This is a genomic window from Advenella kashmirensis WT001 (assembly GCF_000219915.2).
Classification (GTDB): domain Bacteria; phylum Pseudomonadota; class Gammaproteobacteria; order Burkholderiales; family Burkholderiaceae_B; genus Advenella; species Advenella kashmirensis.
The window spans coordinates 1,575,645-1,591,862 of the sequence record NC_017964.1; the positions used below are offsets into that span (position 1 = coordinate 1,575,645).

The window sequence follows — 16,218 nt, forward strand, 5'->3', positions numbered from 1 at the left end:
CTTTAATTTTTCAGGCGGAAGCTGGATACATAGTTGTCGCACATCTGCCTGGCTGTTTTTGCTGCGTGGACTGGATAATCGCACATGACGTTGAATACGCTGCCAGAGGTTTTCGATAGGCGCATGACAATTGCGCGCGAGGTGCCTTCGAAGGCCGTACGCGCCACCTGTTCAGGTCCTTCCTGCTTTACGCTGATCGCAGGCGCCGTCGCGCCCAGGCTGGCCGCCGTGCGTGTAATAAAATCGCGCAAATTCATGTCTTTTTGCCTTGCGGTACGTATGGTCTCAATCGTGCCAAACTCCATGTCATCGACGCTTCTGCTGCCAATGCCGTGCATCGTCAATGTGCCGATGTTTGGATCTTCTGTTGTTATTGTGTAGTCGTTAAAAGGCAATGGCGATTTTACCGAGAAGTGACCCCTGGTCGATTCTGCCGGATACAGGCCATCCGCGTCTGTTTGCTGAACCATTTCGCGGTGCATTTCCAGTTTGGGGTTCGCTGCATAAGTGTAGAGCGGGTATCCGCCCATGAGGATGCAGACCAATGCGGTGGTTAATCGCCGGTTTGCGATGTTAAGGGGAGAGCACGGGTTCATTTTATGGGTTCCTTCAGCATGCGGGCCTGCGATGTTCTTATCCAAGTTTGGCGCCAGATTGGTCCACCAGAGATTTCCAGATAGGCATATCACGCTCGTAATTGTTGCGAAACGCCTCGGGGGTATTGATGAGTGGTTCAAAACCTGCAGCCAGAATTTTCTGCCGGATATCGGCATTCTTCGCAATCTCGGCCAAGTGTGATTGCAACAGGTCAATGATTTTTCGCGGCGTATCCGCCGGTGCTGCCATTGCCACCCAACCCGCAATGGAATAGGCCGCGTCTGTCACACCTTGCTCCTTGATGGTGGCCACCGCCGGAAGGATTTCCATGCGCGCTGTTCCGGTCACACCAATAATCTTGATGCGGCCGGCGTCGATAAAGGGCTTGGTACTGAGTGCGCTGGCAAAGCACATCTGGATTTGTCCACCAATCAGATCCTGAAGCATTGGCGTCTCGCCTTTATATGCTACGTGCACCATCCCGGCATCCATACTTTTGCTCATATAGGCGCCGGCCAGATGTGCGTATGACCCGACACCCCAGGATCCATAGGTCAGCTTGCCTTTGTTCCCCTTACTATAGGCCAGCAAGGCATTCATGTCGTTGACAGGCACTGATGGGTGCGTAACAAGCGTGACAGGGGCGATGGCGATCTGAGACAGCCATCAGCAGGTCTTTCTGTGGGATGTAAGGTAATTTTTTATATAAAAACTGGTTGATCAACATTGATGTGCTAAGCGATAGCAATAGCGTGTAGCCATCCGGACGGGCTTTGGCGACGGCATTGGTGCCAATAATGCCTGATGCGCCGGGCTGATTTTCCACGACCACAGGTTGACCCATGCGGCTGGCGAGCGCCTCGGCAATCGTGCGCGCAATAATGTCAGTGGCACCGCCCGCATTGAACGGAACGATCAGCCGAATCGCCCTGGTTGGCCACTCTGTACTTGCAGGTTGAGCTCTGACGTTCAATGCAGCTGCGCTACTGATCGCGACCAAAGATTGCACCAATGCACGGCGCTTGATGGATATAGCCATACTGTTGTCTCCTTATGCCGGTGTTTTTTTGTCAGTATAGCTTTAACATTAATCAAGTGCACTCACTTATTTTGAGTCGTGACAGAGGTAATTTGAACAGGCAATTTGGGAAATACGCAGTGAGAAAGCCAATGCTGGCCACAGGCGTTTATGGGCATTTTGTAGCCTTGGCGTACAGATTATATCGGCAACTGCTGCGCGTAAAATTGACGATGCCGCCTGCTGCGGCATGCGCTTCAAATATTAAGTTATTGATTATTAAAAATTAGATCGCTGGCTTTTGTCCGGGCTGTTTATCCGCCGTATCAGAAAAATGAACAGAAATCGCCAATCGCCAAAATTAGCCAAGGCTTTCCCGAATAGGGCCTTATAATGTTGAATTAATTGAATATTATTTAGAAAAACGTTCTGCCAGATAGCCATTCAGGCTGCTTGTCGGGTGTCTAAGCCCAATAGGCCTCAATAGGCCTGATAGGTAACCTCAATTCGAAGATTTGTTGCGTTTTTCACATCGCATGGCAATTGTTCGAGCCCCCAAAAGTAACATCTCAGTCATTTTTTACGCGATGCCACGGTATACGTTTTACCTGTGCGCGCCGTTCATTCCTGTCGTTGTACCCTGTACACAAAGAAATCCAGACAGGCTTTTTTTAGCTCCATTTTTAGAATTCCCCATGGAAATTAAAGTCAACTTTCTCGACAAGCTACGCCTTGAAGCCAAATTCGATGATTTTACGGTTGTGGCCGATCAGCCGATCCGTTATAAGGGCGATGGATCGGCGCCTGGTCCTTTCGATTATTTTCTGGCTTCCTCGGCCTTGTGTGCAGCGTATTTTGTGAAGTTGTACTGCGTCACCCGTAATATTCCTACGGAAAATATCCGCCTGTCTCAAAATAATATTGTGGATCCGGAGAATCGCTACAAGCAGATCTTCAAGATTCAGGTCGAGCTGCCCGCTGACATCGAGGAGGCAGACCGCCGGGGAATTCTACGCTCTATCGAGCGCTGTACGGTAAAAAAAGTCGTGCAAACCGGGCCGGAGTTTGTCATTGAAGAGGTAGAGAACCTGGATGCTGATGCCCAGTCTTTGCTGACATTGAATCCCGCTTCCGACGCCAGTACCTATATAACGGGCAAAGATTTGCCGCTGGAGCAAACCATCGCCAATATGTCGGGCATTCTGGCTAACCTGGGTATTAAGATTGAAATTGCCTCATGGCGCAATATTGTTCCCAATGTCTGGTCGCTGCATATTCGCGATGCGCACTCGCCCATGTGTTTTACCAATGGCAAGGGAGCGACCAAGGAAAGCGCGCTGGCATCGGCGTTGGGAGAGTATATCGAGCGCCTTAATTGCAATCACTTCTACGCCGGTTCATTTTGGGGCGAAGACATCGCCAACGCATCGTTTGTACATTACCCGGACGAACGCTGGTTCCAGCCGGGGCCCAAGGATGCGCTGCCCGCAGACATTCTGGATGCATACAGCCGGCAAATCTATAACCCGGATGGCGAGCTGCGTGGCTCGCATCTGTATGATACCAATTCCGGCAATATGTCGCGAGGTATCTGTTCGCTGCCGTTTGTACGGCAATCAGACGGCCATGTGGTGTATTTTCCGTCAAACCTGGTCGAAAACCTGTATGTCAGCAATGGCATGAGCGCCGGCAACACGCTGGTAGAAGCGCAGGTACAGTGCTTGTCCGAAATTTTTGAACGGGCGGTAAAACGCGAAATTCTGGAAGGCGAAATTGCATTGCCCGATGTGCCGCAGGAAGTGCTGGCGAAATACCCAGGCATTCTGGCCGGGATTCAAGCATTGGAAGAGCAGGGCTTTCCGGTGCTGGTCAAGGACGCATCGCTGGGCGGGACTTACCCGGTAATGTGCGTGACCTTGATGAACCCACGCACAGGCGGCGTCTTTGCCTCATTCGGCGCGCATCCAAGTTTTGAGGTGGCGCTGGAGCGCAGCCTTACGGAATTGCTGCAGGGACGCAGTATCGAGGGGCTGAACGATTTGCCTAAGCCTACCTTTGTCAGTGAAGTGGTGACCGAAGCAAATAATTTTGTCGAACACTTCATTGATTCCAGCGGAGTGGTGTCGTGGCGCTTTTTCAGCGCCAAGGCGGATTTTGAGTTTGTGGAATGGGATTTTTCCGGCCAGGGTAAAGACGCCAATGCTCAGGAAGCAGCGACCTTGTTCGGTATTCTAGAGGACTTGGGCAAAGAGGCGTACATGGCAGTCTATGACCAACTGGCGCTATCGCCTGCCGAATTCTGGTGCCCGGCTATTCGGAAGTGTACCCGGTAGACGATGTGACCTGGGACAACACCAATAAGGCACTTTTGTTCCGCACAGATATTTTGAACCTGCATCGCCTGGACAATGCCGCGTTGGTCGCGCTGCTTGAGCGGCTTGAGAACAACGAACTGGATGACTACGCCGATATTGCTACGTTGATCGGTATCGAGTTTGATGAGAATACCGACTGGGGGCAGCTCACTGTTCTGGAGTTAAAGCTATTGATAAACCTGGCCTTGCAGCAATTTGAGGCAGCGCAGGAGCTGACCGGCGCTTTCCTGCAGTACAACGACAACACGGTTGAGCGCGGTCTGTTTTATCAGGCATTGAATGTGGTGCTGGAAGTGCAGCTTGATGATGACCTGGAGCTGGACGACTATGCCGTTAACTTTCGCAAGATGTTCGGCAATGCCCGGATGGATGCGGTGATGGGGTCAGTGAACGGCAGCGTACGCTTCTTCGGGCTCACGCCTACCAGTATGAAACTGGAGGGGCTTGACAGGCATCACCGCTTGATCGACAGTTATAGGAAATTGCATAAGGCGCGGGGCAAAGCGGCGGTGACTGTTGATTAGGGACAACAACGTATTATTTGCTTATGATACCTTGGTCTCCAGTGAACGTGCACGCTTGATATGCCTGGGCTTAAATCTGGTCAGTGGTGCGTACCTGAATTATCAAAACATTCTGAGCTGATCTTCATTAGGCCGCGTAGGCTGGAAATTCGATGACATCTGCACGACTCTGAATTAATGGCCAGAAAAGCAGGCAGGGCGTCGTTCGATGAAATGTGCGATGCCTTCCTTGAAGTCTTCACTTTGCAAACTCATGACCATCTCGGTATTGGCGTGCGAGATCGCTTCTCCCAGTGTCTGGAACGGCGCTTCCCACAGTTGTTGTTTCATGATGCGTACCGAACGCGGTGATACGTCGGTGCCAAGCCGGTGCGCCAGTTGCCGGGCCGCCGCCAACAGGGAATCGGCGGGAACAACACGATGGACCAAGCCTAAATTGAGTGCTTCCTCGGCGTCGATTTTGCGTGAGGTCAGCAGCAGGTCCGTCGCATGAGCATGGCCGACGATGCGGGGGAGAATCCAGGCGATGCCGTGCTCGGCAATCAGACCACGTTGGGCAAAGGCGGTTGCAAATATTGCCTTATCAGCAGCGAGCCGAAAATCGCTGTAGAGCGTCATGATTAACCCCAGTCCGGCTGCCGCGCCATTGATAGCGCTAATAATAGGTTTGGGCGCAGCAGGGAAATAGGAGTAACGTGTCTGGAAGTCTGCACGACGATTCATGTCGTAGGCGCGCATCCATTGTTCGGCCCTGATATCTTCGGGAGGCAGCACTTCCAGTTCGTCCATGTCCATGCCCGCGCAAAATGCACGCCCCGCACCGGTCAATATGATGGCGCGCACGGTGTCGTCACGGCCAGCTGTTTCGATGGCTGAGCGCAGTTCTGTCTCCATGACTTTGGTCAGCGCGTTCATGCGTTCGGGTCGGTTCAGCGTGATAGTGGCGATTGCGTCGTCGACGGCGTAGTTCAATGTTTCATATGTCATAGTCAGGGTATTATTCACAGAGTGATTCGAGGAAGGAGGTGGGAAGCTGGATGGCGACCGGCTCAAGAAACTCTTGTATTCCGTGACAACCGTTTTCGCGTCCGATGCCGGATTTTCTGAAACCGCCGAAAGGCGCAGAGGGATTGAATGGAGCGCCATTGATGTCGACTTGGCCTGCGCGAATGCGGCGCGCCACAGCCAGCGTGTCGAGCGTGACGGGCCCCCAGACAGCGCCGGCCAACCCGTATTCGGTGCCATTGGCCAGGGCGATGCCATCTTCGATATCGTCATAGCACATGATGCACAGGACCGGGCCGAACACTTCTTCCATTGCGATTGTCATTGCGGGTGTGACGTCCGATAGCACCGTCGCGGGAATGAAAAAACCATGATCTGGAACGGACTGTTTATCTCCACGGAACGTGCGCCTGCGGCCACGGCGCTATCGATCATTGCCTGCACTTTTTCGCGCTGGTCCGCAGAAACGAGGGGGCCGAGTCGCGTTGCTGCGTCTGCCGGGTCACCCATGCGATAGGTGTCAATAAGGTCTCGAACAAGTCGCTCGACTTCTGGCAGCATATCGCGTTGTACCAGCAGGCGCGTCATGGAGGAACAGGTTTGCCCAGAGTTGAGCATGCAACTGGCCAGGGTGGCTTTGACGGCTGTCGGCAGCTCGGCGCCGGGCAGCACGAGTGCGGCAGATTTGCCGCCCAGTTCCAGAGCCATGCGCTTGATCTGGCTGCCGGCGATGGCTGCGATATGACTGCCTGCGCGTGTGGAACCGGTGAAGGAGACCATATCGATACCGGGATGGGAGACCAGCATCTCTCCGATATCCGGGCCGGTGCCATATATCACGTTGAATACGCCTGGTGGCAAACCGGCCTGTTGGATCGCTTCGGCCAACAGGGCAGCGCTGGTCGGTGCGATTTCAGAGGGTTTCAGGACAACCGTGCAGCCGGCCAGCAGCGCCGGTGCGACCTTGCCGGTGATTTGGTGCAAAGGATAGTTCCATGGCGTAATGCAGGCCACCACGCCCACCGGTACATTCTGCACCAGGGAATGACCCATGCGCGTTTCCCAAACCATCTCAGCCGCAAGATCGGCATAGCTATTCCACGCGGCAATGGGTGCGCCCACCTGGATACGCGCAGCTAATTTGCGCGGCATTCCTACTTCGCGGGAGATTGCTGTTGTCAGCGCTTCGGCCTTTTCCGACAGCGCGGCAGCCACTCGACGCACTGCCGCGATGCGTTCGGCCAGGGGCGTGGCGGACCAGCCGATCCATGCTGCGCGTGCAGCTGCGACCGCGCGATGTACATCGTCATGCGAGGCAGAACGATAACGAGCGAAGACGTCTTCAGTGAAACTGTCCGTGACGGGCAACTCCTGCTCGCCGCTTGCGGCTGTCATGACGCCGTCTATGAATAAGTGAGTCTGTTTAAGCATGGGTAGTTAATCCTTGTGGAGGCGGGCCGATGTGGATGAAGCGCGTCGAGAGATAAACGCGCGCATAACCTGTTGTGGTTCCCCGGATGCATAGCATTCAAGTTGATAGCGGATGCCGGCGCTGCACGCCTCGTTAAAGCCGGGCTGCGTGCGTTCCCTGAAGCGCTGCTTGGTCAAGCGGACAGCGGTACGCGGCAATGCAGCCAGCTTGGCTGCCCGTTCCAGGGCACGAGGTAATACCTGATCGGCAGATACCAGGTCGTTGACGAGCCCGAGTGTATGCGCCCGTTCGCCCGTGATCAGTTCTCCGCTCAGCGAGAGCTCCTGGTTGAGGGAATGGCCAATTTGTAATGACATCAGATATGAACCGACAATACTCGCCAATCCGGCCTTGACTTCGGGCTGTCCCATGCGTAGCGCTGGATGGGCTACCCGCAAGTCGCACATCAGGCGATCTGAAAGCCGGCGCCAACGGCAGTACCATTCAGTGCCGCAACAATTGGCTTGGTCATGTCGCGTACAGCCTGATACATGGCGTGTTGGCGATTGAGCCAGTCAGCAAGATTGCCAGTGTCGATCGTGGCCGCCTCATCCAGGTCCTGGCCTGCGCAGAAGGCGCGCTCGCCGGTACCTGTCAGCACAATGGCGCGGACTGTGTCGTCAGCCTCGAGCGCATATAAAGTGTCTGTGAGTTCTGCGCGCAACGAGGCATTTACGGCGTTCATTTCGGCCGGGCGATTGAGGCGAACGACGGCAATCTCGTCGATGTAGTCTGTCACTACGGTACTTTGAGAGGTCATGCCTGCTCCTTGCAACGTTCGATGACGGCATCGACGGCCCAGCCTGCGCTGCCCGTATCGCCGACAATCAGCGGGTTAAGATCGATGGATGTAATATCGCGCGGATGAGATGCGGCCAGGCGAGCAAGCGCCACGGCCGTATGCGCTACAGTATCAAGGTCGATGGGCGCCTCGCCGCGTACACCGGCCAGAATCGGCGCGATGCGAAGTGTGTGCAGCTTGGCGATAACGTCATCTTGAGAAAACGGGTGTAGCAGCACAACGAAGTCGCGCAGGGCTTCTACATATTTGCCGCCATCGCCGATCATGACCACGGTGCCAAAGGCTGGATCCTGCCGAACGCCCAGCGCAAACTCACGCCGACCTGAAACGCGCCTGGCGACAATGACGCCATCAAATGGGACCTGCAGGGCGGCAACACGCTGTACGCACTTTTTCCATGCATCAATGATTTGCTGTTCGCTGTTCGGGCCAATAAATACCAATCCATGCTCGGATTTGTGCGGAATGTGAGCAGAACAGGCTTTCATCACAACGTCCTGTCCGAGTGCACGCCAGGCGGTGAGGGCTTCATCCGCATTGCGGCACAGTAAATACGGCACTGTTGGAATATCCGCTCTTGCCAGTACGGCCAGGCTTTCGTCTTCGCTCAGAAAGTGACTGGTTCGGTCCGGGAGGGCGAGCACTGATGCTGCCGCTGCTTCCAGTTGGTCGCGTGCCGATGCCTGTTGCATCAGGGTGCCATGGCGGCTCCACTGGTGCAGCGCATTGATGGCATCCGTTTCGTGCGCAAACACGGGTACTCCGGCTTCGCGAAAAATCTGGCGCACCGACACCTGGGGCGCAGACACCACGGCTGGTTTACCTGTATTGGCTGCAAACGTGGCGGTATCGGTTGCCATGCCCTGCACGTCATAGCCGGGACCGGCCACGGGTACGCCGATAAGAAACATATCTGCCTGCGGATCGGTAGCCAGGGTATTGAGCGTAGCGGCATACATGCCGCTTTGGGTCATCAGCGAGGCGGTCAAGTCTACTGGATTCTGCGCGGTTGCAAAGCTGGGCATAATATCGGCCAAGTTGCGTACCACCGCAGGGGCCAATTCCGTTAACGGAAGGTTCAGGGTTTCGGCTGCATCCGCGCACAGTACCCCGACAGCGCCGCTGTGGCTCATGACAACCAGGCTGTCTGCGGGTCGGGGAGGCAGTGCCAGATAAAGTTCAACGGCATTGATCAGTCCGTGCACATCGGCGGCACGCCAGATACCGTGGCGTTCGAAAAAGGCCTCCACGACGACATCATCGTTGACCATCGCGCCTGTGTGCGAGGCCGCTGCCTTCGCACCGTGTACGCTTCGTCCGGCCTTCAGGGCAATGACCGCTGCACCGCGCGAGATGGCCAGTCGGGCCGTTTCGGCCAGCATGGCGGGATCCGCAAGCGATTCGATATACAACAGGATGACCCGGATTTCCGGATCGACGGCTGCAGCCAGCGCTAATTCGCACACAGAGGCATCAGCATCATTGCCAGAGGCAATCAGATAGCGCACCCCCACACCGCGTTCACGCAGCATGGCGTAGGGCATGACGCTGGCGGCGCCACTCTGGCTGATGATGGCAACCGGCCCGTCTTCGGGTTCGATCTCCATGAACATGGTGCTAAAGTTCATGACTGCGCCGGTGTGGAAATTAGCCACGCCTTGCGCGTTGGGGCCCACCAGCCGCAAGCCCAGTCGGCGAGCCTGTTGTACAAGTGCGGTTTGCCGCTGTACTCCCGCGCTGCCAGTTTCGCCAAAACCCGAGCTCATCAAGATGACGCATGCAATTGCCTGTGTAGCGCATTGTTCTATGACGTCAGCAACGGCATCCTGGCCCACTGCGACGATGGCGACATCGGGTGTCTCCGGCAGTTCAGCGAGCGATGCATATGCCTGCATGCCCTGTATTATCTTGCGTCTTGGATTTATCGGATACACTGCGCCGGAAAATCCGAAGCGCTTAATATAATGCAGAGGGCGGCCCCCGACCTTATTGGGGTCTTCCGTCGCGCCGATCACGGCGATGCTGCGTGGAACCAGTGCAGTGCGCAGGCGAGGATCAGGAGAAATTGTCATGAATGCTGCTCGTATCAGTTCAGGCTGGCGCCGGAGTTCTTCACAACCGGTGCCCATTTGGCGGTATCGTTTTTAATCAGATCGGCAAACTCTGCGGGCGTGGTGCTTTGCGCGGTAGCACCGTCCTTTTGCATGCGCGCTTTCATGTCTTCGGTTCCCATGATGGCTGCAATTTCCCGCTGCAGTCGGTTCACGATGGATTCAGGTGTGCCAACTGGCGCAAGTACGCCATACCAGATGGTGACGTCGAAATCATCAAGCCCGGCCTGCTGGGCCGTGGGCACGTCAGGTAGCAATGGCGAGCGTGTTGGGCCGTTGACCGCCAGAGCTGTCACTTTGCCGGCAGCAATATTCTGGGTCTGCTGTGCAATAGTGTCGAACATCATTGAAATGCGACCGGCCAGAAGATCAACGAGTGCAGGCGCCGAGCCTTTATATGGAATGTGGTTGATCCGGATGTCGGCGGCGGAGCGAAATAGCTCGCCCGAGAGGTGATTGGAACTGCCATTGCCCGCTGATCCATACGTGAGTTCGTTCGGCTTTGTTTTTGTCAGTTTCACCAGATCATCAAGTGTCTTTACGGGCAATTGGCGGTTGACAACCAGGACATTCATCGTTGTCGCCATCAGGCTGACGGGCGCGAAATCCTTGACTGGATCGTAACGCAGGTTGGCGTACAGGCTCGGATTGATCGCCATGGTGCCGGTCGTGCCAAAAAACAGGGTATAGCCGTCTGCTTTGGAACGAGCCACCAGTTCCGCAGCGATGCTGCCGCCTGCACCGCCACGGTTGTCGACAACCACTTGCTGGCCAAGTCGCTCGCCCAGCCTTTGCGCCAGGATCCGCGCCATGGCATCGGTGGGGCCACCCGCAGCAAAGGGTACAACCAGGTTGACCGGGCGGGTTGGATACGACGCTTCCTGCGCATTCACAACAGATGAGGCCAGCAGGCAGGTTGCGGCAAATGCCGCAGTGAGGCAATGGATGGGTTTCAAGTTTGTCTCCTTATTTGTTCTATGTTGATGGATACAAGCTTATCCACAATTGAGATATATATAAATAGACAGTTTATAATTTCAGATTTCCATTTAAGTGAAACCATGAATTTCAAGCAGCTGGAAACATTCCTGTTGGTGGCGGACATGCAGTCGTTGTCGCGCGCAGCGATTGCATCGGATATGGCGCAGTCGCTGGTCAGCCGTCAGATCGCCGTGCTGGAAAAAGAATGGGGCAAGCGTCTGTTTGACAGAACCGGGCGGGGCATGGTGCTGTCCGAATTTGGTCGACGCATGTATCCCGAAGTCAAGCGCATCGTTGATCAGGTCGAACAGCTAGGCACCACCGCTCATCAGGCTGCCGGCATATTGACTGGGACAGTGCATATTGGGGTTTTGCCTTCGCTGGCAAGGCAATTATTGCCGCTGTTGCTGGCCGATATCCGTGAACGCGCACCCCAACTTCGTCTGCATGTGACGGAGGGCTTTAGCGGCTCCCTTGATGAACAGCTTGCGTCGGGGCGCCTGGATATGATCGTGGTCAATCGCTATGGTTCTTCCGCGTCGCGTGGAGAGGATGCGCTTGGCAAATTGGACACGTATTTGGTTGGCAAAGCTGGTCTGCCCGAACTGGCCACAAAAAGCCTGCCTTTTCATTCCCTTGATGGCGTTCCGTTGGTATTGCCCGCGGTACCTAATGGCTTGCGCGCGACGCTGGATGTATTGTCTCGTCGCCACGATACGAAACTGAATATCGTCATGGAAGTGGAAACCGCTACTGCAATGAAAGACGTTGCTGCCGGTGGCCATGCATTTACGTTACTGCCCATGACTGCAGTGGCCCAGGAAATTGCCGCCGGCGAACTGGGCGCCAGCCTGATCATCAGTCCTGGGATACGCAGAACGATCGCCTTGAGCGTGAGCCGCCAGCGTCCGTTATCCGAAGGTGCCAGACTTGTATCGTCCAGAGTCAGGTTGCTGGCGTCTGAGTTGCTGACCGATTCGTGGAGTCAGGGTAAATAGAAAGCGGTTTAACATGCTTTGAACTATGCTGGTGCTGGATAGGCGGGATAGGGAGTACCAGGATGGGCTGCAAACGAATTTTATGCAGTGACTTGTTAGTTTTTTGCATACGACGAGCTCACGTCTCTTCGATCTGCCTCATTTTTGCATGGGTGCGGTACGTCTGTATGGCCCGATATCTTGACGCACGGCTGAACATTACCCGCCGTTGCAATATTCCCGCCTGACTACAATCGATTGTCTTCAGCCTGCTCTGTCAGTAAGATAGCGTGATGTAAAGGAGAGGCTATGTACTTTGACTATCGTCTGTGGCTGATGACCGCCGGATTGCGCACCCGCATGATCGGCGGGGTAATGCTTGGTCTGTTGGCCTTGCTGGCGGGGATCGCCCGCTACGTTTTCCTGGGTCAGTTATTGGCCCGCGTATTCGATCAGCAACCCTGGCAGCAATGGTTGACTCCGGCGTTGTGTGCTGTGGCCATGGTGCTGCTGCGAGCCTGGCTGGATCATCTGCGAACCGTCGAGGCTAACCGGTCCGCGTCCCGGATTCAGCTTACTTTACGTGCGGGCTTATATGATCGTATTGTCGATCTGGGGCCAGCCTGGCTTGGTAGCCAGCGTACCGGGGGCGTCATGTTGAGTGTCATCGATGGTGTCGAGCAATTGCAGACCTTTTTTGGTCGCTATTTACCCCAGGTCGCCATTTCGCTTATCGCACCCATTGCTATCTTTGCAGTTATTGCATTCTGGGACGTGCCAACGGCCTCGGTACTGCTTATCGCAGCGCTTTTCTCGTTGCTGGCGCCCGCTGCCGTGCATGCGCTGGACCGGCGTGCCAGCCGTGAGCGCGCACAGGCACTTAGAGAGTTCGGAGAGGATTTTCTGGATGCCATGCAGGGTTTACCTACGCTCAAGGCGTTTGGCCAGGGCAAGAACTTCGGCCTGCGATTGGCGCAGCGGGCACGCCATCTGTCAGACAAAACATTCTGGGTCCTGTCTGTTAGCGTACTCACGCGGGGCATGAGCGATCTGGGTGTTGCCATGGGAGCTGCGATAGCGATCGCGCTGGGCGCAACCCGTGTGGTGCAAGGCGAGATGAGTCTGGAAGCGCTTCTTATTGTATTGATGGCGGGGACTGAAATTTTTCGTCCGCTGCGCGACTTGCGCTCCGTGCTGCACCAGGGGATGCTTGGGCAGTCGGCAGCATCCAGCATTCACGCGCTTAATGGCGCGCGTCGAGTCGATCCTGCATCGGGGCGGGCATTGTCGCCCACGGATATAGCGCCGCGTATTCGATTTGAAGATGTGACATTTGCGTATCAGCCCGAGAGGACCGCGCATAGTGGCCTGAACTTTGACATAGCTGCCGGAGAGCGCATCGGCGTGGTCGGCCCTAGCGGCGCCGGTAAATCCACTATTGTTCGCTTGCTCTTGCGCGAAGTGACACCGCAGCGTGGCCATATATACGTGGGAGATTATGACATCCGTGATCTTTCCGAAGAGGCATTGCTATCGCGTATTGCATTGGTTAGCCAGGACATTACCTTATTCCATGGCACCCTGGACGAAAATATACGATTGGGCCGCCCCGATGCGACGCCTGAACAGGTGCGCGCGGCTGCCCGGTCAGCCAATATAGATGCATTCATTATGACTTTGCCCGACGGTTACCAGACGCAGGTAGGGGATCGCGGCCTCCAATTGTCTGGCGGACAGCGGCAGCGTGTCGGTATCGCCCGTGCGTTGTTGAGAGACGCGCCAATTCTTATCCTGGACGAGGCGCTGTCATCGGTCGACTCGCAGAACGAGTTTCTGATCCAGGAGGCGCTGGACCGGCTTATGGAAGGAAGAACCACGCTGATCCTGGCGCACCGCCTGGCCAGTGTAATTAATGCCGATAGAATCCTGGTGCTGGAACAAGGGCGAATTGTCGAGTCTGGATCTCACAAGGCATTGATGCAAGAAGGAGGGTTGTACTATCGATTGATGCGGGAACAGAGCAGTGTCAATCAGATCTCGGAAGAGGCCGATACGCAGGCTGACCCTATAGTGGTACCAAACCGCGCCAACGGTCCCAAACCAAGATCACTGGAGCAAGATGCCGCCCGGGTGGGGTGGCCAGACGTACTGGCCACGCTGCTGTCGGTGGTCAAACCATGGCGTCTGACTTTGATTGCGACCATCTTGCTGGGCGTGGCGCGGGTTGCGGCTTTTATCGGGGTGGGCGCATTAAGTGCGCTTGTGGTTGCCGCTTTGCGTAATGGTCAGCCAACACAGATGCTGATCACCGCACTGCTGGTTGTTGCCCCCCTGGCCGCGTTATTTCACTGGCTGGAGTCCTGGCTTGCGCATGCGATGGCTTATAAGTTGCTGGCCAACATGCGGATCGATTTGTATGACAAGCTTGAACAGCTTGCGCCAGCATATCTCCTGGAGCGCCGCTCCGGTGATTTGGTATCACTGGCCACACAGGACGTGGAAATGATTGAATACTTCTATGCCCATACCATTGCGCCAGCTATCGTATCGATACTGGTTCCTGCCTCTGTACTGGGGTTCCTGGCTGTCTATAGTTGGCCTGTCGCGTTGGCTTTGCTGCCTTTTCTTGCTTATGCGTTGTTGTCACCGGTGCGCAACCGACGACGGATTGATGCGCTGGGAGAACAGGCCCGTCAATCCCTTGGTCAAATGAGTGCGCACTTGACCGACACCATCCAGGGCATGGCCGATCTGACCGCGTTTCAGGCGACAGCACGCCGACGCAAGCAATTTTTGGATATTGCCCAATCCTATAGCGCTCAAAGGCAAGCCATCTTGGATGATTTATCAGCGCAAAGCGCCTGGTTCGAGATGGCGATGGGGCTGGGCGGATTGGCGGTTGCCGTGACTGGGGCCTTGCTGGCTAATGCCGGTGCGCTTGATCCGACCATGGTGCCCTTGCTGGTGCTCGTGGCAGTCGCAACATTTTTGCCAGTATCTGAAATCTCCCAGGTTAGTCGCCAGTTGGCTGACACCGTGGCTGCCAGCCGGCGGTTGCATGTGGTGCATCAAGAGCCGGTGCCTGTCAGAAGCGGGCCGGGTCGGCTCGCGCTCACACCACAAGGGCTGTCGATCAACTTCGATAAGGTAAGTTTCAGATATACACCGCAAGCGCGCCTGACGCTCGATGCGCTCTCATTTTCCCTTTCGCCCGGTACGACCACTGCATTGGTAGGCGCGTCAGCGCCGGCAAAAGCACGGTTGCCAACCTGCTGCTGCGGTTTTGGGATGTCAGTGAGGGAGCGATACGGATCGGTGACGCTGATATTCGCCAGCTCGAATTGGACAACCTCAGAGATCATGTCGCTCTGGTCACGCAGGACACCTATTTATTTAACGATACCCTGGCGGCAAACATTCGGCTTGCTCGTCCTGACGCAAGTGAAGCCGAAGTACGCGAAGCGCTGGCCTCTGCTGCGTTATCAACGTTCGTTGCCTCGCTGCCGCAAGGTCTGAATACGCTCGTGGGTGAGCGTGGCACGCAATTGTCAGGCGGACAAAGACAACGTATAGCCATTGCACGTGCCTTTTTGAAGAACGCGCCCATTTTGATACTGGATGAGGCGACGTCGCATTTGGATAGTCTGAGTGAAATGCAGGTGCGGGATGCGCTTACGCTGCTGATGCATGAGCGCACGACCCTGATTATTGCGCACCGGTTGGCGACCATTCGAGACGCTGACCAGATCCTGGTACTGGATGACGGAAAACTGGTTGAGCAGGGCACGCATGATGCATTGCTTACTCAATATGGACCTTATGCACGTCTGATTCAACATCAGGAGCAGGGTATCGCTGGTTGATATGGGTCGTAGCTTGGAATGCTCATTCTGTCGTCATTTGCCAGCTAATGCGATGGACCGTTAAGGAGGCGAGATGATCAACAGTTCGGACATGCTTGTCCAAATTCTGTACAAGTGGGACGAGGCCAGCAAGCAGACCGCCAATTACCGACCGATCAATAGCACAGCGGCGTTGCTTACCTGGGACGTCGTTCCGCTCCCCATTGACGAAGGCGTTCCGGAACCCATTATGCGGGCGGTTGCAGAAACGATGGCAGCAAGTGGTACGGTCGCATTTCGACTGTTTTTTAACGTTAGATCTGCGAGATGGCCTGACGTTGCATCCCGCACCCCGAGCCTGGTTCCCCAGGAGAGTCGTGGAGAGAGTGCTGCATTGCTGGCCTGCAACTATTGCGACTGCAATAACTCCTCATGCTGTAACCGAGATATTTTTTCAGAATTGGCACTTACAGGACCAGGCGGCATTGGTGCTTCGTAATGCTAACCTTTCCCAC

At 55.4% G+C, this 16,218-nt stretch carries 6 protein-coding genes and 5 pseudogenes; 4 read left to right on the plus strand and 7 right to left on the minus strand.

From position 1 onward, the window contains the following. Positions 1 to 2: 2 nt before the first annotated feature. Positions 3 to 596, minus strand: a complete 594-nt coding sequence (locus TKWG_RS21335) for a hypothetical protein (RefSeq protein ID WP_014750249.1) — start codon at positions 594 to 596, stop codon at positions 3 to 5. A gap of 37 nt (positions 597 to 633) precedes the next feature. After that, positions 634 to 1,636: pseudogene (locus TKWG_RS07400) on the minus strand (Bug family tripartite tricarboxylate transporter substrate binding protein). 674 nt (positions 1,637 to 2,310) lie between these two features. Here TKWG_RS07400 and TKWG_RS07405 point away from each other — a divergent pair. Continuing rightward, positions 2,311 to 4,514 (plus strand): annotated as a pseudogene (locus TKWG_RS07405) (OsmC domain/YcaO domain-containing protein). Between the two features lie 174 nt (positions 4,515 to 4,688). Here TKWG_RS07405 and TKWG_RS07410 read toward each other — a convergent pair. From TKWG_RS07410 to TKWG_RS07430, 5 genes and pseudogenes are all read right to left on the minus strand, one after another. Continuing rightward, on the minus strand, positions 4,689 to 5,501 hold the full coding sequence (locus TKWG_RS07410; protein ID WP_041709154.1) for an enoyl-CoA hydratase: 813 nt from the start codon (positions 5,499 to 5,501) through the stop codon (positions 4,689 to 4,691). Between the two features lie 10 nt (positions 5,502 to 5,511). Further along, a pseudogene (locus tag TKWG_RS07415) lies at positions 5,512 to 6,950 on the minus strand (aldehyde dehydrogenase family protein). A gap of 6 nt (positions 6,951 to 6,956) precedes the next feature. Then, positions 6,957 to 7,750: pseudogene (locus TKWG_RS07420) on the minus strand (enoyl-CoA hydratase/isomerase family protein). Continuing rightward, positions 7,747 to 9,864 (minus strand): acetate--CoA ligase family protein, encoded by a 2,118-nt coding sequence (locus TKWG_RS07425; protein ID WP_014750253.1) that lies wholly within the window; start codon positions 9,862 to 9,864, stop codon positions 7,747 to 7,749. Before TKWG_RS07425 ends, TKWG_RS07420 begins: the two are co-directional and overlap by 4 nt. A 14-nt stretch (positions 9,865 to 9,878) precedes the next feature. Continuing rightward, a complete protein-coding gene (locus TKWG_RS07430) occupies positions 9,879 to 10,859 on the minus strand; it encodes a Bug family tripartite tricarboxylate transporter substrate binding protein (protein WP_014750254.1) in 981 nt (326 codons plus the stop codon). Positions 10,860 to 10,964: 105 nt separating this feature from the next. On the opposite strand from TKWG_RS07430, the gene TKWG_RS07435 reads away from it, so the two are divergent. The 3 genes and pseudogenes from TKWG_RS07435 to TKWG_RS07445 all read left to right on the plus strand — a co-directional run bounded on the left by TKWG_RS07435 (position 10,965) and on the right by TKWG_RS07445 (position 16,202). Next, entirely contained in the window at positions 10,965 to 11,882 is a 918-nt protein-coding gene (locus TKWG_RS07435) for a LysR family transcriptional regulator (protein ID WP_014750255.1), read from the plus strand. A gap of 288 nt (positions 11,883 to 12,170) precedes the next feature. Next, positions 12,171 to 15,724: pseudogene (locus tag TKWG_RS07440) on the plus strand (ABC transporter ATP-binding protein/permease). A gap of 73 nt (positions 15,725 to 15,797) precedes the next feature. Beyond that, positions 15,798 to 16,202 (plus strand): hypothetical protein, encoded by a 405-nt coding sequence (locus tag TKWG_RS07445; RefSeq protein ID WP_014750256.1) that lies wholly within the window; start codon positions 15,798 to 15,800, stop codon positions 16,200 to 16,202. Positions 16,203 to 16,218 lie beyond the last annotated feature (16 nt).

Excerpts from the sequence above, each read along its gene's own strand:
- TKWG_RS21335 (WP_014750249.1), bottom strand. The coding sequence starts at position 596 with ATGAACCCGTGCTCTCCCCTTAACATCGCAAACCGGCGATTAACCACC.
- TKWG_RS07435 (WP_014750255.1), top strand. The coding sequence starts at position 10,965 with ATGAATTTCAAGCAGCTGGAAACATTCCTGTTGGTGGCGGACATGCAG.
- TKWG_RS07445 (WP_014750256.1), top strand. The coding sequence starts at position 15,798 with ATGATCAACAGTTCGGACATGCTTGTCCAAATTCTGTACAAGTGGGAC.
- TKWG_RS07410 (WP_041709154.1), bottom strand. The coding sequence starts at position 5,501 with ATGACATATGAAACATTGAACTACGCCGTCGACGACGCAATCGCCACT.
- TKWG_RS07425 (WP_014750253.1), bottom strand. The coding sequence starts at position 9,864 with ATGACAATTTCTCCTGATCCTCGCCTGCGCACTGCACTGGTTCCACGC.